At 62.7% G+C, this 22023-nt stretch carries 23 protein-coding genes; 18 read left to right on the forward strand and 5 right to left on the reverse strand.

Annotated elements, in window-relative coordinates; genetic code table 11:
- The first annotated feature begins 212 nt into the window (after positions 1–212).
- Positions 213–1226 (forward strand): AI-2E family transporter, encoded by a 1014-nt coding sequence (locus IYX23_RS13585; RefSeq protein WP_196393298.1) that lies wholly within the window; start codon positions 213–215, stop codon positions 1224–1226.
- A gap of 304 nt (positions 1227–1530) precedes the next feature.
- Here the strand turns inward: IYX23_RS13585 and IYX23_RS13590 are convergent, their stop codons facing one another.
- Positions 1531–4074, reverse strand: coding sequence for an HWE histidine kinase domain-containing protein (locus IYX23_RS13590; protein ID WP_196393299.1), 2544 nt, complete (start codon positions 4072–4074; stop codon positions 1531–1533).
- A 275-nt stretch (positions 4075–4349) separates the two neighbouring features.
- On the opposite strand from IYX23_RS13590, the gene IYX23_RS13595 reads away from it, so the two are divergent.
- Positions 4350–5039, forward strand: coding sequence for a ceramidase domain-containing protein (locus IYX23_RS13595; protein WP_196393300.1), 690 nt, complete (start codon positions 4350–4352; stop codon positions 5037–5039).
- Here the strand turns inward: IYX23_RS13595 and IYX23_RS13600 are convergent.
- The gene (locus IYX23_RS13600; protein ID WP_196393301.1) at positions 4994–5593 is read right to left on the reverse strand and encodes a CPBP family intramembrane glutamic endopeptidase; all 600 of its coding nucleotides are present in this window, start codon (positions 5591–5593) and stop codon (positions 4994–4996) included. The two genes, IYX23_RS13595 and IYX23_RS13600, sit on opposite strands and share 46 nt — an antisense overlap.
- 312 nt (positions 5594–5905) lie before the next feature.
- Between IYX23_RS13600 and IYX23_RS13605 the strand changes: the two genes are divergently transcribed.
- The 5 genes from IYX23_RS13605 to IYX23_RS13625 all read left to right on the forward strand — a co-directional run bounded on the left by IYX23_RS13605 (position 5906) and on the right by IYX23_RS13625 (position 8587).
- Positions 5906–6253, forward strand: a complete 348-nt coding sequence (locus IYX23_RS13605; RefSeq protein WP_196393302.1) for an AtpZ/AtpI family protein — start codon at positions 5906–5908, stop codon at positions 6251–6253.
- Positions 6254–6402: 149 nt separating this feature from the next.
- A complete protein-coding gene (locus IYX23_RS13610) occupies positions 6403–7170 on the forward strand; it encodes a F0F1 ATP synthase subunit A (protein ID WP_196393303.1) in 768 nt (255 codons plus the stop codon).
- Between the two features lie 45 nt (positions 7171–7215).
- Positions 7216–7437, forward strand: coding sequence for a F0F1 ATP synthase subunit C (locus IYX23_RS13615; RefSeq protein ID WP_014892520.1), 222 nt, complete (start codon positions 7216–7218; stop codon positions 7435–7437).
- A gap of 89 nt (positions 7438–7526) precedes the next feature.
- Positions 7527–8096: an ATPase gene (locus IYX23_RS13620; RefSeq protein WP_246716793.1), complete on the forward strand. Its 570-nt coding sequence runs from the start codon at positions 7527–7529 to the stop codon at positions 8094–8096.
- A gap of 11 nt (positions 8097–8107) precedes the next feature.
- Positions 8108–8587, forward strand: coding sequence for an ATP F0F1 synthase subunit B (locus tag IYX23_RS13625; RefSeq protein WP_196393305.1), 480 nt, complete (start codon positions 8108–8110; stop codon positions 8585–8587).
- Between the two features lie 125 nt (positions 8588–8712).
- Here IYX23_RS13625 and IYX23_RS13630 read toward each other — a convergent pair whose 3' ends face one another.
- Together IYX23_RS13630 and IYX23_RS13635 are read right to left on the reverse strand one after the other, a co-directional pair.
- Positions 8713–9321: a hypothetical protein gene (locus IYX23_RS13630; RefSeq protein WP_196393306.1), complete on the reverse strand. Its 609-nt coding sequence runs from the start codon at positions 9319–9321 to the stop codon at positions 8713–8715.
- A gap of 19 nt (positions 9322–9340) precedes the next feature.
- Entirely contained in the window at positions 9341–9877 is a 537-nt protein-coding gene (locus IYX23_RS13635) for an invasion associated locus B family protein (RefSeq protein WP_196393307.1), read from the reverse strand.
- A gap of 327 nt (positions 9878–10204) precedes the next feature.
- Here IYX23_RS13635 and coxB point away from each other — a divergent pair, with 327 nt between their 5' ends.
- The 10 genes from coxB (at position 10205) to IYX23_RS13685 (ending at position 18922) form a co-directional block, all read left to right on the forward strand.
- Positions 10205–11068 (forward strand): cytochrome c oxidase subunit II, encoded by an 864-nt coding sequence (gene coxB / locus IYX23_RS13640; protein WP_196393308.1) that lies wholly within the window; start codon positions 10205–10207, stop codon positions 11066–11068.
- A 55-nt stretch (positions 11069–11123) separates the two neighbouring features.
- Positions 11124–12785, forward strand: coding sequence for a cytochrome c oxidase subunit I (gene ctaD, locus IYX23_RS13645; protein WP_196393309.1), 1662 nt, complete (start codon positions 11124–11126; stop codon positions 12783–12785).
- Positions 12786–12897: 112 nt separating this feature from the next.
- Positions 12898–13830, forward strand: coding sequence for a heme o synthase (locus IYX23_RS13650; RefSeq protein WP_196393310.1), 933 nt, complete (start codon positions 12898–12900; stop codon positions 13828–13830).
- Between the two features lie 45 nt (positions 13831–13875).
- The gene (locus IYX23_RS13655) at positions 13876–14052 is read left to right on the forward strand and encodes a CoxF (RefSeq protein ID WP_196393468.1); all 177 of its coding nucleotides are present in this window, start codon (positions 13876–13878) and stop codon (positions 14050–14052) included.
- A 2-nt stretch (positions 14053–14054) separates the two neighbouring features.
- Positions 14055–14648 carry a cytochrome c oxidase assembly protein gene (locus IYX23_RS13660; protein ID WP_196393311.1) on the forward strand — a complete coding sequence of 198 codons (594 nt, stop codon included), beginning with the start codon at positions 14055–14057 and terminating at the stop codon, positions 14646–14648.
- Positions 14649–14724: 76 nt separating this feature from the next.
- A complete protein-coding gene (locus IYX23_RS13665) occupies positions 14725–15615 on the forward strand; it encodes a cytochrome c oxidase subunit 3 (protein ID WP_196393312.1) in 891 nt (296 codons plus the stop codon).
- 71 nt (positions 15616–15686) lie between these two features.
- Positions 15687–16064 carry a DUF983 domain-containing protein gene (locus IYX23_RS13670; RefSeq protein WP_196393313.1) on the forward strand — a complete coding sequence of 126 codons (378 nt, stop codon included), beginning with the start codon at positions 15687–15689 and terminating at the stop codon, positions 16062–16064.
- Complete coding sequence (locus tag IYX23_RS13675) at positions 16061–16798, forward strand: SURF1 family protein (protein ID WP_196393314.1); 738 nt, start codon at positions 16061–16063, stop codon at positions 16796–16798. The genes IYX23_RS13670 and IYX23_RS13675 overlap by 4 nt, the downstream gene beginning before the upstream one ends.
- Before the next feature lie 93 nt (positions 16799–16891).
- Entirely contained in the window at positions 16892–18298 is a 1407-nt protein-coding gene (gene thrC, locus IYX23_RS13680; RefSeq protein ID WP_196393315.1) for a threonine synthase, read from the forward strand.
- A 21-nt stretch (positions 18299–18319) separates the two neighbouring features.
- A complete protein-coding gene (locus IYX23_RS13685) occupies positions 18320–18922 on the forward strand; it encodes a GNAT family protein (RefSeq protein ID WP_014892534.1) in 603 nt (200 codons plus the stop codon).
- 124 nt (positions 18923–19046) lie between these two features.
- On the opposite strand, the gene rph is transcribed toward IYX23_RS13685, so the two are convergent.
- On the reverse strand, positions 19047–19760 hold the full coding sequence (rph, locus tag IYX23_RS13690) for a ribonuclease PH (protein ID WP_018407504.1): 714 nt from the start codon (positions 19758–19760) through the stop codon (positions 19047–19049).
- Between the two features lie 157 nt (positions 19761–19917).
- On the opposite strand from rph, the gene IYX23_RS13695 reads away from it, so the two are divergent.
- Positions 19918–22017, forward strand: a complete 2100-nt coding sequence (locus tag IYX23_RS13695; RefSeq protein ID WP_196393316.1) for an elongation factor G — start codon at positions 19918–19920, stop codon at positions 22015–22017.
- Positions 22018–22023: the final 6 nt, after the last annotated feature.

Raw genomic sequence — 22023 nt, forward strand, 5'->3', positions numbered from 1 at the left:
GGCCTCTGCTTGGGCGCGAACGCGTGACGCCCAATTTCGGTTGATCTGTTCGCAACGCCGTCATTCCCGGCAGGCCGAAGGCCTGACCGGGAATCCAGAGCCGATCCAGAAATGCTGGTTTTGCTTCTGGATTCCCGATCGCGCGCAAGACGCGCGTCGAGAATGACCTGCGAGCGGTTTGAACAAAAATCGAATGATCGGACGACGCTGACATGACCAGAAGCGAATTTGTTCTGCGCTCGGCGATTTTCGTTTCGCTTGCCCTGGCGCCGTTTCTCATCTGGCTGCTCTTCGACGTCATCGTCCTTGCGACAGGCGCGGTGCTCGTCGCAACGCTCATTCATCTCGTCGCAACGCCGTTTCTCAAGCTCCGCCTGCCGCGCGGCGTGGCGCTCACGCTTTCGGGCCTGCTGATCGCCTCGATCATCGGTGGGACCTTCTATCTCTTCGGCCGTACGATGGCTGGCGAGTTTCACGACGTGTTGCGCCGCGCCGAGCAGACGGCGGACGCGATCTCGCTCGAAATCACCCGATCAGGACTCTCCGACTATCTGCCGTCCTCCTTCGGCGAAAATATTTCGCTGTCCGGTCTGATCGGACGTTCGTTCACCGTCAGCATCGAGGCCGTTCTTGGCGGACTCGTGGCTTTTTTCGCCGGTGTCTTCATCGCGAGCGAACCGGCGCTCTACAGCGAAGGCTTCACGCTGCTGTTTGCGCCGCGCTGGCGCAATAGAGCGCGCGAAACGCTCGGTCACGTCTCCACCGCGCTGCGCCGCTGGCTGCTCGGTCAGATGATTGAAATGGTCACGATGGGCGTCATGGCCCGCGTGGCGGTCTGGCTCATCGGCCTGCCTTCGCCTTTCGCGCTTGGCGCCATATCGGGGCTCTCGGAATTCATCCCCTATATCGGGCCGATTCTGGCGATCTTTCCCTCAGTGGCGGTCGCGGCGACGATCGGCCCCTATACGATGCTTTGGACGATCCTCGCCTATCTCGCCATTCATCAGCTCGACGGCAACATGATCATGCCGCTCATCCAGCGGCAATTGGTGCGCGTGCCGCCGGCGCTCATGCTGATTTCGATCGCGCTGTTCGGCACGCTGTTCGGATTGGGCGCCACGATCTTCGCCGCGCCGCTGACGGTGGTCATCTATGTCGCGGTGATCAAGCTCTATGTGCGAGATACGCTGGGCGAGTCGACGACGCTGCCGGGGGAGAAAGCGTAACACCCTCCCCTTGAGGGGGAGGGTCGCGCCGAAGGCGCGGGGTGGGGTGAAGCCCTTCTCCGATGATTGCTTATGGCGCGCGCCAATTTAGTGCGCTTTATTTTATGCATTTATCCGTAAGCCACCCCACCCCGAAACGCTTCGCGTTTCGACCCTCCCCCTCGAGGGGAGGGTGGAGATCGTCGTCGGTGGCGATCAAATTGAAAAGAGCCGCCCGCGCATCGACGGACGCCAGCGAAACCACATGTGGTCACGAGCTGCCCGAACGAAAACAGCGCCGCCCGAGCAGGCCCCACACCCTATCTCAATTGCCGGGTCTTGGCGTTAAAGCCCTGGACAGCGTCTCCAATAATCGTTGGTCCGAGTAGGGCTTGTTGACCACGGGTATGGCGGCGAATCGGGCAGGAATGAGCATATCGGTGTCGTAAGCGGTCGTGAAAACGAACGGCCTCCCCGCATCCTTCAACGCGTCTGCGATCGGCCAAGCTGGCTCGCCGTTGAGATCGATATCTAGCAGAGCGACATCGAAATTTTCGACGTCGAGCGCGCGTAAAGACTCTCGAATCATTCCGAAGGGTCCGACCGGGACCATTTTATGCATGCGAAGCAGTTCGCACACATTCAGCGCCACTAGACCGGAGTCTTCAACAACAAGCACGCGCGCGTTGTCGCACGCTGCGAGGGTCGCGGGCGCGACGTGCACGCCTTTCTTCTTGTCGAGCGGCTCATCTCGCCGCGCGATCTGAGTGAGCGGCATCGACAAGCGACATTCCACGCCCTCGGGGTCGAACGTAAGCTCGACGGCGCCCTGTAGATCGAGCGCGATGGCCTTGCCGAGCAGCACCCGTCCAAAGCCCTTTTTGGTGGGCGGTGTAACGCGCGGGCCGCCACTCTCCTTCCATGTAATGACAAAAGACTCCGCCGGGCTGTTCTCTTCGGCGCCCCAGTCGATGCTGACGAGCCCGCCCGGGATCGAGAGAGATCCATACTTCTGCGCATTCGTGGCGAGTTCGTGAATGGCAAGGCTGATGGCGAGCGCCGCCTTTGGTTTGAGCACCACAGGGTCGCCTGTGACCCGGCAACAATCCGAAGGAAGAGTCTCGAGCTCCGATTCGACCAATGCCTTGATGGACACTCCTTCCCACCTGCTTTCGGTCAAGAGAGTTTGCATCCGCGCCATGGAGAACAGCCGATTTTGCAAATCCTCCTGAAACGCTTCGAGCGAGACCGCCGACCGTGACGTGAATCGAACGAGCGACTGGATGACGGCGATCGTGTTTTTCACCCGATGGTCGAGTTCGGCCATCAACATGTCTTGACGGGCTTTCGCTGCATGACGCTCCCGCAAAGCTTCATCGAGCGTGCGAAGAATAACCTCCATAATCGATGTGCGCAGCGCCTTGGCGGATTCCACTTCCCTTCCGGTCCAAGGCTCCGACTTCAGGCGCACCATTTGTTCCCAGGCCGTGAAGGAGGCGCGGGGCGACAGCGTCTCGCCATCGGACGAGGGCTGAACGGGCTTTTCCGGGTTTCCAGCCCATTTCACGATTTCCGTGACTTCCGGTCTGAACCAGATCACGTAATCCCTTGGCGTCCGCGAAACGGATATCGCGAGCACCCCGGAGCCGACCTGACGAAAGTCTTCTGCTGGCGCAAACAGCACAGCAAGAGATTCGCTGACGAAAACGCCATCTTGCCCATTGGCGTCGAGCCAATGGATCAGCGACATAATCTGCTTTTCAGAAGGCACGTCGCCAATGCTCGTCAATTTTTCATCGACAAAGATCGCGCAACCATTCGCTGGGATGAGATCCAACAGATTCGGCGGACTGGAAATCAGCGCGTCGTTGAAGCCTTTTCGCGCCATCGATGTGACAATCGCGCGCTCGATCTCTCCAGCTTTCACGCGCGCTCCCGCCAGCTCTGATGCGATCTTCTCCTGGAGCTGAAGGGAAGCGACTTGCGAAAACAATTCGCAGGCTGCGCGCAACCGCGTGTCTAAAAAATGCGGGGAGTAGTCATGGCAGGCGATCAAGCCCCACAACTCCCCGTCGATCACGATTGACATTGACATGGAAGCCTGCACGCCCATGTTCTTCAAATACTGGACATGGATGGGCGAGACGCTGCGCAGAACGCTGTGGCTCAAATCGAGCGGCCGGCCGGTTTTCGGGTTGTCAGCCGGAATGAGCGGCGCTGGCGTGTAATCTACGTCGGGAATCAATCGCAACCAATTGGCGACATAAAGCCGTCGCGCCTGCTGCGGAACATCAGACGCAGGATATCGAAGCCCGAGAAACGAGTCGACGCCTTCGGCGCGCGACTCCGCAATAACGCTTCCCGACCCGTCTTGCAGAAATTGATAGACCATCACGCGGTCGAAGCCGGTGGCTTTGAAAACTTCTTCGGCCACGGATGAGACGAACTTCGAAATCGTCTCCGTTGCGGTGCAGTTGGCGATCATGCGCTGCACGAGCGCTAAAGGCTCGCGCTCGAACCCCGAGCGCTGCGGCTCGAGTTCAATGATGATCAATCCCTCGGAGATATGCACGACGCCATCGAGCGCCATTCGCGAAACGCCAATAGACGTCTCGAACACCAGCAGAGGACGTGGAATGACGATCGCTTCGTCGATGAGTCGGCAGAGTTTGGTCGCCGCAACCGAGCCGAGGCGTGCCTCCAAACTCTGGCCGAGCAACGCGTCAGGTGGCGCGCCGAAAAGCCCCATTGTGTCGCCTGCGACCTGGACGACGGTCATCTGATCAGGGTCGAGCGCGAGCAAAACTCCATGCGGCTGGATCGCGCCGGATATGTGGATGGGTTCTCTATCGCAAGCTGAAAGATCCATAGCCGTCCGCCCAATAAATTGTGGCATAGGCCGCACTTTCATGAGGTCTTTGCGCGCGCAACTTAGCCGTTGGGGCGCACCCGGTCTACAGCAATAAAGTGAATTCCCAAGAGTTTGTCGCCAAATCAGCTTTTGTGCGCTTTCTTTTCTTTGCCAAGCCGCAGACAGTCGTCGACTGCGTTGCGGTGACCCCGTCCTCTACTCGCGATATTTTCCTCCGGCCTTTTCTCCGAAGTTGTCTTTCAGTCGTTGCAATTGACTTGCAAGAACCGTTCATGGATTGGCGCGCGCCGGTAATGGATTATTGCGAAAGGCAGAGTTCGGCCTTCTGGGCGGAGCCGGCGAATGCGCTCAGCAATTTCGCCTTCGTCCTCGCGGCAGCATCCGCTTTCCTTCTTTGGCGCAGGCGGGGCGGGGCGGATTATCCTGCGCTCGCGCTCATCATCGTCACGGCGTCGGTCGGCGTCGGCAGCTTCATCTTCCATACCGTCGCGACGCGCGGCGCCATGCTGCTCGACGTCGTTCCGATCGCGATCTTCATCTATGGCTATTTTCTGCTGGCGCTTCGCCGTTACTTCCGTCTGTCGATCGTTTGGGCGACGGCGATCACGCTCGGCTTCGCGGCGCTTTCATTTTTTGCAACGACAGTTGACGCGCTGAACGGTTCGGTCGGCTATCTGCCGGCGCTCGCGGCGCTGGCGATTTTCGCCGCGCTGCTGTGGACGTCGAGGCGCGAGACGGGGCGCACACTTGCCGCCGCCGCGCTGCTTTTCGCAATCTCGCTGGTCTTTCGAACGATCGACCGCGTGATCTGTCCCGCCTTTCCGCTCGGCGCGCATGTTCTGTGGCATATGCTGAACGCCTGTGTGTTGTGGCTGCTGCTGCGCGCGGCGATCTTCGTCGGACCGCGCCCGGACGATCAGGCGACCCCGATCCAGAACGCGAATGAGCCGACGGCGGCGTGAGAGGCGGTCAGCGGCCAGACGTTGCGCGTGAAAAGATACGCCGTGCTCCACGCGACGCCGGCCAGAAAGGTGTTGGCGAGCAGGACGGGATCGCCATAGGCCCCGTGCATCAGCGAAAAAACCGCCGAGGAGAACAGCACGTAATTGCGTCCGCTCATCTGCAGCCGATCGGCGATCAGCTTGGGGACCGAGCGGCAGACGACCTCTTGGCAGGGGCTCGAGACGAGCACATAGAAGGGCGCGAAGGCGACCCAGTTCGGCTCAGCGGCCGAGTGGTTCAGGAACTGCGACTCGATGACGATTCCCGTCAGAAGAAGGCAGGTCAGCGCGCCGCAAATGAGCCAGGCGCGACCGCCTCTTGGCGCGCCCAGACCGAGTTCAGCGAAGGAATATCCGCCGAGCACGCAGGCCGCGATGCAAAGGCCGGAAACGGCGAGCAGCGCTTCGAAGCGGATTTGGAATGAGAGCGCGCCGCCCGCGATCGCGAGGCTCGGCGCGAGCAGCAAAAGCACGAAGCCGATCAGCGGCGCCAGGGATCGCAAGGGAAGCGTCATAAAAGCGTAACAGACTTCCCTCTGTCACAGTTCCGTGCGCCCGAGCTCCGGCAAATTGACGCGCCGCGGCGCCTCGTTGGAGAGCAGATGGGTCCGCTCCGACAAACATGCTTTTATTTCAGTCTGTTATGTTATCTAACCTCGCCTTGACTAAATGAAAGACCGGAAATATGTTGCGCGCGGCTCGAAAGGATTGGCCGCAAAGCCGAGAATTTCGCGCCGTCTCCCGAACGGTTCGACTTTTCCGTCGCGCGGCGTCGCGCCATCGTTCAATTTTTGCGTGTGGCGCAATCTGCGAGGCGAACAACGCCGATGAGCGACGAGAACGACGACGACGCGGAAGACGCGGAGCGCGCGGCGCTCAACGCGCGGCTTCAAAAGCTCAACGCGGCCTTGCGCAAGGTCGATGAAGAGCAGGCCGCCGCCGAAGCGGCGCCGCGGACGGAGCGCAAGGGCTTCACGCGCGCCATGCGCGTCGGCCTCAACGCTTTCTCCGAATTCGTCGGGGCGGTGTTGGTCAGCGCCTTTATCGGCTGGCAGGCAGATCAGTGGCTTGGCACGACGCCGTGGCTTCTGATCGTGATGCTCGGACTGGGCGTCGCGGCGGGGTTTTGGAATGTCTATCGCGTGGCGAAGCCGAAAGCGCCGGGCGAGGAGTAGAGCAGGTTCGATGAGAACCTGCTCCGACGTTTTGATTTTGAGAGATTCCTATCGATCACATGATTCGATGTGATCGGGAGGCGCTCTAGGGAACACGAAGGCGCGTCCTAGCGCCAAGCGGGGCCGGGCGGCGACGCCCGGAAAAAGCGATGAATCCGGAAGAAGCAGCCGCAAAGCCCAATCCCATCGAGCAGTTCGAACTGCATCGACTGTGGCCCTTCGAGATCAACGGCGTCGAGACGTCCTTCACCAACGCCTCGCTGTTCATGTTGCTCGCCGCGCTCGGCGTCGTCGCGCTGATGATCCTCGCGACCTCCAAGAAGGCGATCGTGCCCGGCCGCGTGCAGGCCATGGCAGAGATGCTCTATGAATTCGTCGCCGGCATGGTGCGTCAGACCGCCGGGACGGAAGGGATGAAGTTCTTTCCCTTCGTCTTCACGCTTTTCGCCTTCATTCTCATCGCCAATCTGATCGGGCTTGTTCCCTACAGCTATTCGGTGACGAGCCAGATCGTCGTCACCTTCGCCTTCGCGATCGTGGTGATCACGCTCGTGGTCGTTTACGGCCTCTATCGCCACGGCTTCGGCTTCCTCAACCTTTTCGTGCCCCATGGCGTGCCGCTGCCCGTGCTCGTCGTGCTGGTGCCGATCGAGATCATCTCCTTCCTCTCGCGGCCGGTGTCGCTTTCCGTCCGTCTCTTCGCCAATATCCTCGCCGGCCACATCACCCTCGCCGTGTTCGGCGGCTTCGTGGTGATGCTGCTCGGGGCCGGCGTCTGGGCGGCGCTCGCGCCCGTGCCGATCCTGGCGATCGTCGCGCTCTATGCGCTCGAGCTGCTCGTCGCCTGTCTGCAGGCGTTCGTCTTCAGCGTTCTCACATGCGTCTATCTGAACGACGCAATTCACCCGGGCCACTGATAAAAATCGAACAATAAACGTCGCCCCATTCAGCAGGAGAAAGATATGTCAGAAATGCAACTCGTCGGCGCCGGACTGGCGGCGATCGGCACCGGCGCTGCGGCGATCGGCGTCGGCATTATTTTCGGCAATTTCGTCAACGGCGCCCTGCGCAACCCGTCGGCGGCCGCTTCCCAGTTCACCAACGCCATCATCGGCGCGGCGCTTGCCGAAGGCCTGGGCATCTTCGCCTTTCTGATCGCCATCCTGCTCTTCCTGAAGCAGTGACGTTTCGCGTCCGGCCTTGCGGCCGGGCGCATTTTCTCATGCGCCGCGCGGCCGCCGCGCGGCCCTTGTCCGAGACTTGGATCATGTCCATGGCGATCATCTCTTCCGCTTTCGCCGCTGAGGGCGAGCAGACGACGCACGAGACCGTCGGCGCCGGCGAGGCGCATCATGAGGGCGTCTTTCCGCCCTTCCAGACCGAAAATTTCGCGCCGCAGATCTTCTGGCTCGTGGTGATTTTCGGACTGCTCTACGTGCTGATGTCGCGCATCGCGCTTCCGCGCGTCGGCGGCATCATCGAGAACCGGGGCGCCAAGATCGCTTCAGATCTCGGCGCCGCGCGCGAGATGCAGTCGAAGGCGCAGGCCGCCGCCGCCGCGAATGATGAAAACCTTCGTCGCCGCCGTGACGAGGCGCAAGGCATCGGCCGCGAGGCGCAGCACAAGATCGCCGCTGAGACCGCAAGGCAGCGCGCGCTCGCCGAATCGCAGGCCGCGGAGAAGATCCGCGCCGCCGACGAGCGCATCGCGAGCGCAAAGACGCAGGCCTTGGCCAATGTCGAGCAGATCGCCGTCGACGCCGCCGCCTCCATCGTCGAGAAGCTGACCGGCGCTAAAATCGACCAGGCCGCGCTCGCCAAGCACGCGACATCGTCGAACTGAGGAGAGGCTCAATGCATTTCGACGCGGAATTCTACGTCGCCGTCGGCTTCACGATCTTCGTTCTCGTGATGGTTTGGGTCGGCGCACACTCGAAGTTCGCCGCCTTCATCGATGCGCGCATCAACCGCATCAAGGGCGAACTCGCCGAAGCCGAACGCCTGCGCAACGAAGCGGAGGCGCTCCTCGCGTCCTTCGAACAGAAGCGGGCGGAAGCGGAAGCCGAAGCCAAAGCCATCGTCGCGCAGGCGAAGGAAGAGGCCGAATTGATCGCCGCCGAGGGGCGTCGTCGGCTCGGCGAATTCATGGACCGCAGCGTCAAGCAGGTCGAGCAGAAGATCGCTCAGGCGGAGGCGCAGGCCTCGGCGGAAGTGCGCGCCGCCGCCGCGGACGCCGCGGTCAGGATCGCCGAGCGTGCGCTCTCGACTGGCGCGGGCGCTGGCAAGGATTTCGTCGGCGACGGCATCAAGGAACTGAAGTCGCTCGCACACTGATGAGACGGGCGGCATAGAGCGCTTATCGATCGCATGGCATCATGTGGTCGATAAGCCATCGCTCAAAATCAAATGCTTGAGCAGGTTCTTATCGAAAAGCACTTTGAACTATTTCGGAGCCTGCTCTAGCCGCCCTTGCGCTTTTTCTCGGCCGCGGGCTTTTCTGCGCCCTGGGTAAAGCCGACCAGAATTTCGTAATCGTCCTGGGCGCGCGGGCTCATGAGAGGCACCGTGAACGGATCGGCGACGACTTGAAATTCGCCCCGCGTTCCGCCTTTTGGGATTGAGGCGCTAACGCGATAGGTCTTTGAGGCGACGAGCGTATCGTCTTTCAGACGGCGAATCGCCACCCGCAGATTGGCGCCAAAGGCGCCAGGTTGACCGAGCGCGCCGAGCACGGCGGAGCCTTCGAGGCCCACTCTGATCGTCAGACGGTCGCCGTCGACCACGCATTCGCGCGCCGTCTCGCCAAGCGAAAGCTGATAGCGCACATTGGCGCCGTCGGCGTCCGGCGGCGAGCGCAGCATGGCCGCGCCGCTTTCGACGAAGACTTCGGGACAATCGGGCGTTGCGCCGGGCGGCGCCGGCTGCCCCTCTTTTTGTTCCTCGCCGCCGAAGATGCTCGGCACGCGAAGCCTCGGCAGTTCGAAGGCCGCCGCCACGGGCGTGAGCGCGATCGATGCTGAAACAGCAATGGCCAGGCGACTCTGCGCAGCTCTAGAGGGCTTGCCCACCGGGCGTTTCGAGCAAACGTTACGGCAGCTTTGCGAATCCATCCTTGAATCCCTGCAGAGTCAGCGGCAGTCCTATGCCTTCTTCCGGAACCTGGTGAATGATGAAGGTCGCGGTCTTGCCGCTCTTCAGCTGATCGATGAGCTTGTCGTCCATCATCACCTCGGCGACGCAGCCCGTCGGCAGACATTTAACGAAGCCGGCGCGGCCGACGTCGGTTTGGTCGATTTTCAAGCCGAGACCGCTGGGCAGGAGCACGCCGAGCGGGGCGATCACACGCAGCAGACGGCTCTTGCCGTCGCTCGTCTTCAAGACGATGACGACGAGGTTGACGTTGCTCTTATCCTCGGCGACGACGCTTTGGATCAGCGCGCATTGTTCCGCCGACGCGCCCGCGGGTTTCTCGCAGCGTAATTCCCAATCGCCGAATTTGGCCTTGGCGGGGCCGCCTTGCGCATGGCTGGCGTTGACGCCCACGGCGAGCAAGAGCAATGAGGCCGCCGCCGCGACCTGATGTCGCAACAGGCGAGGCGTTTTCGCAGCGCGCAAGGGCTTCATGATGGCTCCTAGCGGACGGCGCCGTTGCCGTTCCAATTTCGTGACGCAGGGAAAGTGGCCGATCGCCGCGGGCCGTCCAGCGCGACATGCCGTTGCCTATCAAATGGACTTCAACTGTCAAGGTCGTCGGCGTTCGCGCCGCATTGTTTGGCAATCGCTTTGACGCGACGATTTGTCTGTCGAATCTGGCGTTGCAACAATTGCGCGGACCGACGGTTTGTGATTGAACCGGCCGACTACCGAGCGGGGCGGGCTTTGGGCGGGCTGCGCGCGGAAATCACAAAAAGAACAACGACTGTCTGGCGAAGGGTTCGAAAGGCGGCTTTAATGTTTAACGTCAATCGACAGATGCTGACGCGTGGCGCATTGGCGGCCGCCGTGGCGATTCCCGCGACTTTGTTCGCCGGCTTCGCCCTCGCACAAGTTGAAGGGCAGCCCACCCCGGGCGGCCTCGGCCTGCCGAACATGGTGACGCCGGTCGGCCTGGGCACTCAGCAATTCTACAACATGGTGCTGATGCCGATCATTTCGTTCATCGCGCTCTTCGTTCTGGGCTTGCTGGTCTATGTCAGCTATCGCTTCAACGAGCAGAAGAACCCGATTCCCTCGAAGCTGACGCACAACACGCCGCTCGAAATCGTCTGGACCTTGATCCCGGTCCTGATCCTTCTGTTCATCTCAGTTCCGTCGCTGCGACTGCTGGCGGAGCAGGTTGAGGTGCCGGAGGCGTCCGTCACGATCAAAGTGACCGGCAACCAGTGGTATTGGTCCTATAAGTATCCGGAAGATCAGGGCGGCGGCTTTGGCTTCGATCAGATGCTGAAGCCGGAATCCGAACTCCAGCCCGGCGATCTTCGTCTGCTGTCCGTCGACAATGAGGCGGTTGTGCCGGTCAATGAGGTCATCGCCGTGCACATCACGTCGAATGACGTCATCCACGCGTTCGGCGTGCCTTCGTTCGGCGTTCGCATGGACGCAATTCCCGGTCGTTTGAATCAGACTTGGTTCAAGATCGAGAAGGAAGGCGTCTACTACGGCCAGTGCTTCTTCATCTGCGGCAAGGACCACGCCTATATGCCGATCGTGATCCGCGCGGTCAGCCGCGAGAAATACAATGAGTGGCTTGCCGAGGCGAAGCAGAAGTTCGCCAGCGCCGATTCGCGGGTGCGAGTCGCCGCCGAGAGCCACTGAATAGCCGCTGAAACGAGACGCAACGGAACACACTAGTTTTCTAAGGAACATGACGATGGCGAGTTCGACGATGGCCGGGGCGCATGATCATCCGAGGGGTTTGCGCCGCTTCCTCTTCTCCACCAACCACAAAGACATCGGCACGCTCTACATCATCCTCGGCTCGGTCGGCGGCGTCATCGGCTTCCTGCTGTCGCTCGGCATGCGGCTCGAGCTGGCGTATCCCGGCGTGCAGATTTTTCCGGGTCTCGCGGAAGCGCTCCAGGGTGCCGATCCGTCGATGGCGCTGGATGCGGGCAAGAACCTCTACAACGTATTCATCACGGTCCATGGCGTGCTCATGATCTTCTTCATGGCCATGCCGATCCTCATCGGCGGCTTCGGCAACTGGTTCGTGCCGATCATGATCGGAGCGCCGGACATGGCCTTTCCGCGCCTCAACAACATCTCGTTCTGGCTGCTCTTCTCCTCGCTCGTGCTCGCCGTCATTTCGATGTTCGTCGAAGGCGCGCCGGGCATGAAGGGCTTCGGCGGCGGCTGGACCTTCTATCCGCCGCTCTCGTCGAACACCGGCTCGCCTGGCCCGGCGATGGATTTCGTGATTCTGGCGCTGCATCTCGCCGGCGCTTCGTCGATCCTCGGCGCGATCAACTTCATCACGACGATCTTCAACATGCGCGCGCCCGGCATGACGCTGCACAAGATGCCGCTGTTCGTGTGGTCGATCCTCGTGACCGCCTTCCTGCTGCTGCTCGTGCTGCCGGTGCTTGCGGGTTGCGTGACGATGCTGCTCACCGACCGTAACTTCGGCACGATGTTCTATGACCCAGCGGGCGGCGGCGATCCGCTGCTGTTCCAGCATCTGCTGTGGTTCTTCGGCCATCCGGAAGTCTACATCGTCATTCTTCCCGGCTTCGGCATCATCAGCCAGATCGTGTCGACCTTCTCGAAGAAGCCGGTGTTCGGCTATCTCGGCATGGCCTATGCGATGGTCAGCATCGGCGTGCTCGGCAGCATCGTGTGGGCGCACCACATGTATACGGTCGGCCTGTCGCTCAATGCGCAGCGCTACTTCACGCTGGCGACCATGGTGATCGCGGTCCCGACCGGCATCAAGATCTTCTCCTGGATCGCGACGATGTGGGGCGGGTCGATCTCGTTCCGCGCGCCGATGGTCTGGGCGATCGGCTTCATCTTCGTGTTCACGATGGGCGGCATCACCGGCGTCGTGCTCGCCAACGCCAGCGCCGACAAGCAGTTCCACGAGGGCTACTATGTCGTCGCCCACTTCCACTACACGCTGTCGCTCGGCGCGGTCTTCGCGCTCTATGCGGGGTTCTATTATTGGTTCCCCAAAATGACCGGCTACATGTATTCGGAAACTCTGGCCAAGGCGAACTTCTGGCTGCTGTTCATCGGCGTCAACATCGTGTTCTTCCCCCAGCACTTCCTCGGACTGGGCGGGATGCCGCGCCGCTACATCGACTATCCGGACGCTTACGCGCTGTGGAATCTGGTGTCGTCTTCCGGCATGATCTTCGTCACGCTCTCGCTGATCGTCTGGTTCTACGCGATCATTGAGGCCTTCATGAAGAAGCGGCTGGCCGGCGCCAATCCTTGGGGCGTGGGCGCAACGACGCTGGAATGGACTCTGTCTTCGCCGCCGCCGTTCCACCAGTTCCAGGTTCTGCCGCGTATCACCGGGACGGCGCGGTAACGAAACGAGGCGTCGGCGCGAAGAACTCGCGCCGACGATGCATGCCGGCGCCGGCGAGCATGACGCGGCTCTCTGCGCCCGCCTCCGCGGCTAAGGTTCTGAGTAAAACGCCATGAGCGACGCATCCTATCTGCATGACGAACCGGCTCCGCGCATCTCGGTCGCGTCGCCGTCGGACTATTTCGCGCTTCTCAAGCCGCGCGTCATGTCGCTTGTGGTGTTCACCGCGCTCGCTGGCCTGTTGCTCGCCCCGACGCCGCCGCATCCGCTGATCGGCTTTGCCTCGCTCCTGGCGATCGCCGTCGGCGCCGGCGCCTCCGGCGCGCTCAACATGTGGTACGACGCCGACGTCGACGCGCTGATGACGCGCACGCGCAAGCGCCCGATCCCGGCCGGACGGCTCGATCCCGAGGCGGCGCTTGGTTTTGGTCTCGTGCTGGCGACGCTGTCGGTCTTTACGCTCGGCTATGTCGCGAACTGGTTCGCCGCCGCGCTGCTCGCCTTCACCATCTTCTTCTATGTCGTGATCTATACGATGTTGCTGAAGCGCTGGACGCCGATGAACATCGTCATCGGCGGCGCCGCCGGCGCGCTTCCGCCGATGGTCGGTTTTGCCGCCGCGACGGGCGAGATCAATCTCGCGAGCGTCGTGCTCTTTGCGATCATCTTCATGTGGACGCCGCCGCACTTCTGGTCGCTCGCGTTGCTGAGAAGCGAGGACTACGCCCGCGCCGGCGTGCCGATGCTGCCCAATGTCGCCGGCGAAGACCGCACGCGTCTCGAAATCCTGATCTATGCGCTGGCGCTCGCGCCGCTTGGCGTTGCGCCATGGCTGCTGGGTTTCGCCTCGCTCGCCTACGGCCTCGTCTCGATCGGCTGCGGGATCGCGCTCGTCGGCATGGCTGCGGCAGTGTTCAAGCAGCGCGAAGGCGACGCCGCCCGTCTGGCCGCCCGCCGGATGTTTTTGTTCTCGATCCTCTATCTATTCCTGCTGTTCCTGGTCCTCGTCGTCGAGCAGACGGCGCATATCTTTGCGCTGATCTAGGCGGCCAAGCGAATGGTGAGCGAAATGATCGATGCAGGAGACAAGATGAAAGAGCGCGCCAGTCTATTCGACCGGCCAGGGGTCGTTCTGACCGAAGAGCAGGCGCGCAGCCGTCGGGCGCGCAACGTCGCGATCGGCGTGACGATCGCGCTCCTCGCTGTGCTGTTCTACGCCGTCACGCTGGTGAAGTTTGGCGCGGCCATCGTCAACCGGACGATCTGACTATGGGCGAGCCCACACCTCGTTCACGCAAACGCCCGCAGATGATCGCGGCGGCGCTGGTCGTGGGCACGGCGGCGATGCTCGGCCTGTCTTTCGCTTCGGCTCCGCTTTATCGGGCCTTTTGCGCGGCGACTGGCTTTGGCGGCACGCCGAGGACCGATCTCGCCGGCGCGCCGTCCCCCGGCGAGCGCGTGCTCACCGTGCGCTTCGACGCCAACGTCGCCCGCGATCTGCCGTGGCGCTTCGAGCCCGAGGTCGCCAAGATCTCCTTGCGCACCGGCGAGACGAAAACCGTTTATTACAAGGTCGCGAATCTTTCTGATCGCGAGACCAGCGGCCAGGCGGCTTACAATGTCACGCCCGGCCAGGCCGGCGCCTTTTTCGTCAAGGTCGCCTGCTTCTGCTTCGAGGAGAAGCGGCTCGGACCACACGAGGCCGAGGAATGGCCGGTGGTTTTCTATCTCGATCCCGCTCTTGAGCGTGAAGAAGGCATGCGCGGCGTTCGCGAGATCACGCTGTCCTACACGTTCTTCGCCATCAAGGATTCGCCTGCGGCGAAGACGAGCGAGACGGCGACCGGAAAGCCGAAGGGTTGACGGCGCCGCGCGACTTGGCCGCGCGGCAAACTAGGGGACTGGCCGGTAGCGCCGGCCGATGACAAGGAAGAGCAAGATGGCGGACGGACACGCGAAACCCGAACACGACTATCATCTGGTCGATCCGAGTCCGTGGCCGATTGTGGGCGCGCTCGCCGCGCTCATCACGGCGATCGGCGCGGTCATGTGGATGGCGCAGCACAAGGGCGCGCCGATCGGCGGCATGACCTTCGGCGGGACCATGTTCTTCGTCGGCATGGGCGGCATTCTGCTCGTGATGTACGCGTGGTGGAGCGACATCATCCACGAAGCGAGCGTCGGCGGATTCCACTCGCCGGTCGTGCGGCTGCATCATCGCTACGGCATGATCCTGTTCATCTTCTCGGAGGTGATGTTCTTCGTCGCCTGGTTCTGGGCGTTCTTCAATTCCGCGCTTTTCCCTGCCGATGCGGCGCAGGTCCTGCGCACCGAATTGTTCCAGGGCGTCTGGCCGCCCAAGGGCATGGAAGTGCTCAGCCCCTGGAAGCTGCCGCTGCTCAATACGCTCATTCTGCTCAGCTCCGGCGCGGCTCTGACCTGGGCGCATCACGGCCTTCTGGAAAACAAGCGCGACGTGTTGAAGAAGGGCTTGATCGCGACGATCGCTCTTGGCCTGCTGTTCACGACGATTCAGGCCTATGAATATCTCCACGCGCCCTTCGCCTTCGCCTTCGATCCGGCAAAGCCGGCGGCGACGAATTACGGCTCGACCTTTTTCATGGCGACCGGCTTCCACGGTTTCCACGTGATCGTCGGCACGATCTTTCTGATCGTGTGCCTGCTGCGCGTCTTTAAGGGCGCCTTCACGCCGGACCAGCATTTGGGCTTTGAATTCGCCGCCTGGTATTGGCACTTCGTCGACGTCGTCTGGCTGTTTCTGTTCGCCTGCATTTACGTGTGGGGGAACTGGGGCGGGACAATGGAATAGGCGCGCCGACGCCCGTTTGAACATTGGACGGTCACGGGCGCGCCCGTGACCGTTTTCGTTGGAGGACCAACATGTCACAAGAGCACGTCTATCCGCCCGCTTCGCTCTATGTCGACGGAATCCTCGGCAGATGTCCGCGCTGCGGCAAGGGCCACATGATCCGAGGCTTGCTGACCGTCGCGCCAAGCTGCGAGGTTTGCGGGCTGGATTTCACCTTCGCCGACGCGGGCGACGGTCCGGCGATCATCGTCATGACCGTCGTCGGCTTCGTCGCGATCGCGGTGCTGTGGTACGTCGAGGTGACATATCAGCCGTCGTACTGGGTGCATGCCGCCATCCTTGTGCCCCTGTCGGCCATTCTTTGCGTTGGGCTGCTGCGGCCGACGAAGGGCCTGCTCATCGCCCTGCAATATTTCAACAAGGCTGAAGAAAGCCGCCATCAGTCGTGAGCGCCGCCGTCCGCGCGCTTCTGGGGCCGGCGGTTGCGACGACGCTGCTCTTTGCGCTGCTGGTTAGTCTGGGGTTTTGGCAGGTGCGGCGGCTCGGCGAGAAAGAGGCGCTGATCGCACGCGTCGAACAGCGCGCCACGCAGGCCCCGCAGCCGATTCCGCCGCCTGACCGATGGGCGACGTTTCGCACTGAGGATTACGACTTCATGCATGTGCGCGCGACGGGTCGTTTTATCGACGGTCGCGATGCGCTCGTCTTCGCCGCGCCGCCGGAGGGCGCGAGCCGAGAGCCGGGCTATTCATTGCTCACGCCTTTCGCGCTGACGAGCGGCGGCGTCGTGCTTGTCGACCGGGGATTTCTCCCCGCCTCACAAGCCGGCGACGCCGCCATACGCGCCGCCCCTCGCGGCGAAGTCACGCTCGTCGGACTGCTCCGCGCGCCGGAGCGCCGCAACCCCTTCACGCCAGCCGACCAGCCCGAGAAGGGCGTCTTTTTTGCGCGCGATCCCACGGCGATCGCCGGCGCTGTCGGCTTAGCCGCCGCCGCGCCTTTCGCGCTCGTCCTTGACGCGGCTCCTGCAGCGGGGCCGGATTGGCCGCGCCCGGTGGGGGGCGTTCCAATAATCGTCAATAATCACTTCTCCTACGCCGTGACCTGGTTCGGCCTGTCGCTCGCGCTTCTCGTCTTTTTTGGGATCTACGCACGCGGCGTTCTTGCGCATGAGCGCCTCTAGCGACCTCGGGCTTGCGGCGCTGTCGAATATGCTATGAAAAGCGAACTGACACGCGCGCGAGCGGCGCGCGCTCTTCCATCCATGGATCGACGGTTGCGCTATCTCTCAACCCGCGGCGAGGCCGCGCAGCTTGGCTTTGACGACGTGCTGCTCGCCGGTCTCGCGACCGACGGCGGACTGTACACGCCGCTCGCCTATCCGCGTCTCGCGCCATCCGAGATCGCCGGGCTCGCGGGCCGGTCCTATGCCGAAGCGACGGCGAAAGTGATCGCGCCTTATCTCAGCGAGACGTTTTCGCGTGAGATTTTGCGGGCGCAGACAGAGAGCGCCTATAGCGGGTTTCGTCACCGCGCGATCGCGCCGCTGACGCAGATCGCCGACAATCTCTTTGTTCTCGAACTTTTTCACGGGCCGACGCTCGCCTTCAAAGATCTGGCGATGCAGCTCCTCGGGCGCATGATGAATCATGTGCTCGAAGAGCGAAATCTGCGCGCCACCATCGTCGGCGCGACGTCCGGCGATACCGGCGCCGCGGCGATCGAGGCGTTTAAGGGCCTGGATCGCGTCGACGTCTTCATATTGTTTCCGCACGGCCGGGTCTCCGACGTGCAGCGCAAGCAAATGACGACGGTCGTGGACGACAATGTTCATACGATCGCGCTGCAGGGTTCGTTCGACGATGCGCAAGCGATATTGAAACGGCTGTTTCGCGCCGCCGACTTTCGCACGCGCGTCGGACTCGCCGGCGTCAATTCGATCAACTGGGCGCGCGTCGTCGCGCAGACCGTTTATTATTTCACGAGCGCCGTCGCTCTCGGCGCGCCGCACCGGCATATTTCCTTCGCCGTGCCGACGGGCAATTTCGGCGACGTGCTCGCCGGCTATGTCGCCAAGCGGATGGGTCTGCCGATCGAGAGACTGGTCGTCGCGACCAACGCCAACGACATCCTTGCGCGTGCGCTTGCAAGTGGGCGTTACGAGCCGCGGGGCGTCACGCCGACTCAGTCGCCGTCGATGGACATTCAGGTTTCATCCAATTTCGAACGGTTGTTATTTGATGCGAGCGGTCGCGATCCGGCGGTGGTCCGCGCCGCTTTCGCCTCGCTCGACCAATCCGGCGCCTTCGACATTCCGCCTGCGGCGCTCGCCGCCATTCGCGGCGAGTTCGACGCGGAGTCCGTCGGCGAAACCGAGACGACGGAGGAGATTCGCCGCACCTGGCGCGAGACCGGCTATGTGCTGGATCCGCATACGGCCACCGGCGTCACCGCGGCGCGCGCGCGGCTTGCGAAAGATCCGGCGACGCCCGTCATCGCGCTTTCGACGGCGCATCCGGCAAAATTTCCAGACGCGATTGAGCGCGCCATCGGATTGCGTCCGCAGCCGCCTGAAAATATTGCGGCGCGACTTGACGCGCCGGAACGATTCACGATTCTTGAAAATGATGGCGCGCGAGTCGCCGAATTTATTTCATCGCACGCGCGCGCGGCGAAGAACTGACAAGGTCTGGCAAGGAGAACGATGGCGATCTTCAGCGTAATCGGACGGCGCGACCTGCCGATTAGAGGCGACGGTCTCTATCTGCGCGCGTCCGAAATGCGCGATTATATGGAGTGGGCCGAACTGCGCGAAAAAAGCCGCTCCTTCCTGACGCCCTGGGAGCCGCTCTGGCCGATCGACGATCTCACACGGGCGAGCTTTCGCTATCGCGTGCGCCGCCACGCCGAGGAAATGGCGCGCGACGAGGCTTATTCCTTTTTCATCTTCCGTGAGGAGGACGACGCGCTGATGGGCGGCCTCTCCTTCGGTCATGTCCGGCGGGGCGTGTCGCAGGCGGCGACGCTCGGCTATTGGATGGGCGAACCCTATGCGGGCAAAGGCCACATGACGCGCGCCGCGCGCGCCGCTTGCGCCTATGCTTTCGAGAAGCGCGGCTTCCATCGCATCGAGGCGGCTTGCCTGCCGACGAACGAGCCCTCGAAGCGCTTGCTGGAGCGCGTCGGCTTCAAGCAAGAGGGCTATGCGCGCTCCTATCTCAACATCAACGGCCAGTGGCGCGACCATTTGCTTTATGCGCTGTTGGAAACTGATCCTCAGCCGATCAATCCGCCATCGCCGGCGTAAGCGGAACACTGAAAAGAAACGCGCCCGGCGATCAAGCAGGGCGCGCGGCAGCATGCCGCTTGAGCCGCGACGTCTCTTCAAAATCAGATCGCGGTCTTTCTGCTGCTGACGCGGCCGAGATCGCTCAAGCGAGAGCCGCTTTCTGCAAAGCGACGAGGTCCGCAACCCCCTGCTGGGCGAGCGCCAGCATGGCCGACAATTCATCCTGGGAAAAAACCGCGACTTCGGCGGTCGCCTGAATTTCGACGAGGCCGCCCGAGCCGGTGAGGACGAAATTGGCGTCGGTCGCCGCGGTCGAATCCTCCGCATAATCGAGGTCGATCACCGGCGTTGCGTTGAAGATGCCGCAGGACACCGCGGCGACATGATCGCGCAGTGGGCTTTCCTTGACGATGGAGCGCGAACGCATCCAATCAAGGCAGTCATGCAGCGCCAGCCAGGCGCCGGTGATCGACGCCGTGCGCGTGCCGCCATCCGCCTGGATGACGTCGCAGTCGACGACGATCTGCCGCTCGCCAAGCGCTGGCAGATTGGTGACGGCGCGCAGCGAGCGGCCGATGAGGCGCTGAATTTCCTGCGTGCGTCCCGAGAGCCTTCCGGCGGCGGCCTCGCGTCGCGTGCGCGTGTGGGTGGCGCGCGGCAGCATGGAATATTCCGCCGTGACCCAGCCTCGGCCCTGGCCGCGCAGCCACGGCGGCGGCTTGTCCTCGAGCGACGCCGCGCAGAGCACCTGCGTATTGCCGAATTTTACGAGGCAGGAGCCCTCGGCGTAGCGAGCGACGCCTCGCTCGAAACTCACCTGGCGCATCTCGTCGGGCGCGCGTTTACTGGGGCGCATAATAGCTCCGTTGTCGTATGGGTTGCGCCTTCTATCGCGCTTTCGGCGAGCGTGAAAGCGCCGGGCGAGCGACGGCGTCTTGCGCTGGCGGCCGCATGGTGAAACCATGAGCTAACGGGGCCGGACGAAACCAGGCTCCGACGAAAAGGAGGGAGTGATGGGCCAGACAGTGTCCCAAGCGTCGTCCCAAGGAGCGCATTCTCACGAGGCCAGAGCACAGGGCCCCCGGCTGATTGCGCTGGCGGGCCCTTTCCAATGCGGCAAGACCACTCTTCTCGAAGCTATTCTGGCCCACGCCGGCGCGATCCCGCGGCAGGGCGCCGTCGCTGCAGGCGCGAGCGTCGGCGACTCCAGTCCGGAAGCCCGCGCTCATCAGATGAGCGTCGAATCCAATGTCGCGACGGTCGACTATATGGGCGACCGCTACACATTCGTCGATCTGCCGGGCTCCGTCGAATTCGCCCATGACTCGCGCAATATCCTGCCGGCGGTCGACGCCGCCGTCGTCGTTTGCGAGGCCGACCCCCGCAAGATACCGGCGCTGCAGCTCATTTTGCGCCAGCTCGAAGAGCTCGGCGTGCCGCATTTCATTTTCCTGAACAAGATCGACGCCGCGACGATCGATGTGCGCGAGGCGCTCAGTATTCTGCAGCATGCCTCGCGCACGCCGCTGCTGCTGCGCCAGGTGCCGATCTGGAACAATGGCGTCGCGGTCGGCTTCATCGATCTCGCGCTGGAGCGCGCCTATGTCTATCGCGAACATGCGCCGTCGGAAGTCGTCGATATTTCCGGGGGCGACCTCGCGACCGAGAAGGAAGCCCGCTATTCGATGCTCGAACGGCTCGCCGACTATGACGACGCGCTGATGGAAGAGCTGATTTCCGATATCGAGCCGCCGCGCGATCAGGTTTTCGACGACCTCACCAAGGAATTGCGCGCCGGACTGGTCGTGCCTTTGTTCATCGGCTCGGCCGAACGAGGCGCCGGGGTAACGCGGCTGTTGAAAGCGCTGCGCCACGAGGCGCCGGGAATCGAAGCGACTCGGGTGCGGCTTGGCGTCGGCGAGGGCGGCCCCGGGCTCGCCCGCATCTTCCGCACGATCCACACGCCGCACGGCGGAAAAATGTCGGTCGCGCGCGTGCTGCGCGGCGCCCTTGCAGACGGGCAGACCGTCGCTTCGCCGCAGGGCGAGGATCGCATTTCAGGCATGTCGCATTTGATGGGCGCGGCGACGAACAAGACGACGGAGGCCAAGACCGGAGACGTCGTCGCTCTCGGGCGTCTCGATCATGCGCAGACCGGCGACACGATCGTCGCCGACGCGCGCTCGGGCGCGGCGGATCTGCAGAAGACGCGCGCGGAAGCTCCCGATCCGGTGCACGCCCTCGCGCTCAATGTCAAGGACCGCAAGGACGAGATGCGCCTCGCCGCGGCGATGACGAAGCTCATCGAAGAGGATCCTTCGCTCGTTTTCGTTCATGACCAGGAGCTGTCGCAGATCAAGCTCTTCGGCCAGGGAGAGATGCATTTGCGCGTGGCGCTCGAACGCCTCGCCTCGCGCTTCAACGTCGCGGTCGACTGCTCAAAGCCGACGGTCGCCTATCGCGAAACGATCCGCCATAAGGTCACCATCCGCGGCCGTCACAAGAAGCAGTCGGGCGGACATGGCCAGTTCGGCGACGTGGTGATGGAGATCGCGCCACGCGGCCGCGGCGAAGGATTCGCCTTCAGTGAGCGCGTGCACGGCGGCTCCGTGCCCAGGCAATATTTCTCGTCCGTCGAGGCCGGCTGTCAGGACGCCCTGCTGCACGGCCCGTTAGGCTTTCCGGTGGTCGACGTCGAGGCGGTGCTGACCGACGGCTCGTACCATTCCGTCGATTCGTCCGACATGGCGTTCCGCACCGCGGCGCGCATCGGCATGAGCGAAGCTTTGGAGAAGGCCGAGCCGATCCTGCTGGAGCCGGTGCTCGCGGTCGATATTTTTGTGCCGAGCGACGCCATGTCGCGCGCAACCGGCATAGTCTCGGCGCGGCGCGGCCAGATCATGGGCTTTGGTCCGCGCGAGGGTTGGGATGGTTGGGACAAGCTCGAGACGCTGATTCCCGAGGCGGAGATGGACAATCTCATCGTCGAACTGCGCTCCGCGACGGCGGGCGCGGGCTTTTATCAAGCGCGCTTCGACCATCTCGCGGAAGTCGTCGGCAAGCAGGCGCGCGACATTGTCGCCGCGCATACGGCGAAGGCGAACGGGGGATAGGCGGGT

This window comes from Methylocystis sp. L43 (assembly GCF_015709525.1).
GTDB lineage: Bacteria > Pseudomonadota > Alphaproteobacteria > Rhizobiales > Beijerinckiaceae > Methylocystis.

Coding starts and splice junctions, on each gene's coding strand:
- IYX23_RS13600 (WP_196393301.1), bottom strand. CDS start 5,593: ATGACGCTTCCCTTGCGATCCCTGGCGCCGCTGATCGGCTTCGTGCTT.
- IYX23_RS13615 (WP_014892520.1), top strand. CDS start 7,216: ATGTCAGAAATGCAACTCGTCGGCGCCGGACTGGCGGCGATCGGCACC.
- IYX23_RS13595 (WP_196393300.1), top strand. CDS start 4,350: ATGGATTGGCGCGCGCCGGTAATGGATTATTGCGAAAGGCAGAGTTCG.
- ctaD (WP_196393309.1), top strand. CDS start 11,124: ATGGCGAGTTCGACGATGGCCGGGGCGCATGATCATCCGAGGGGTTTG.
- coxB (WP_196393308.1), top strand. CDS start 10,205: ATGTTTAACGTCAATCGACAGATGCTGACGCGTGGCGCATTGGCGGCC.
- IYX23_RS13650 (WP_196393310.1), top strand. CDS start 12,898: ATGAGCGACGCATCCTATCTGCATGACGAACCGGCTCCGCGCATCTCG.
- IYX23_RS13665 (WP_196393312.1), top strand. CDS start 14,725: ATGGCGGACGGACACGCGAAACCCGAACACGACTATCATCTGGTCGAT.
- IYX23_RS13610 (WP_196393303.1), top strand. CDS start 6,403: ATGAATCCGGAAGAAGCAGCCGCAAAGCCCAATCCCATCGAGCAGTTC.
- IYX23_RS13685 (WP_014892534.1), top strand. CDS start 18,320: ATGGCGATCTTCAGCGTAATCGGACGGCGCGACCTGCCGATTAGAGGC.
- IYX23_RS13655 (WP_196393468.1), top strand. CDS start 13,876: ATGAAAGAGCGCGCCAGTCTATTCGACCGGCCAGGGGTCGTTCTGACC.
- IYX23_RS13585 (WP_196393298.1), top strand. CDS start 213: ATGACCAGAAGCGAATTTGTTCTGCGCTCGGCGATTTTCGTTTCGCTT.
- IYX23_RS13605 (WP_196393302.1), top strand. CDS start 5,906: ATGAGCGACGAGAACGACGACGACGCGGAAGACGCGGAGCGCGCGGCG.
- IYX23_RS13590 (WP_196393299.1), bottom strand. CDS start 4,074: ATGGATCTTTCAGCTTGCGATAGAGAACCCATCCACATATCCGGCGCG.
- IYX23_RS13635 (WP_196393307.1), bottom strand. CDS start 9,877: ATGAAGCCCTTGCGCGCTGCGAAAACGCCTCGCCTGTTGCGACATCAG.
- rph (WP_018407504.1), bottom strand. CDS start 19,760: ATGCGCCCCAGTAAACGCGCGCCCGACGAGATGCGCCAGGTGAGTTTC.
- IYX23_RS13670 (WP_196393313.1), top strand. CDS start 15,687: ATGTCACAAGAGCACGTCTATCCGCCCGCTTCGCTCTATGTCGACGGA.
- IYX23_RS13660 (WP_196393311.1), top strand. CDS start 14,055: ATGGGCGAGCCCACACCTCGTTCACGCAAACGCCCGCAGATGATCGCG.
- IYX23_RS13625 (WP_196393305.1), top strand. CDS start 8,108: ATGCATTTCGACGCGGAATTCTACGTCGCCGTCGGCTTCACGATCTTC.
- IYX23_RS13620 (WP_246716793.1), top strand. CDS start 7,527: ATGGCGATCATCTCTTCCGCTTTCGCCGCTGAGGGCGAGCAGACGACG.
- IYX23_RS13695 (WP_196393316.1), top strand. CDS start 19,918: ATGGGCCAGACAGTGTCCCAAGCGTCGTCCCAAGGAGCGCATTCTCAC.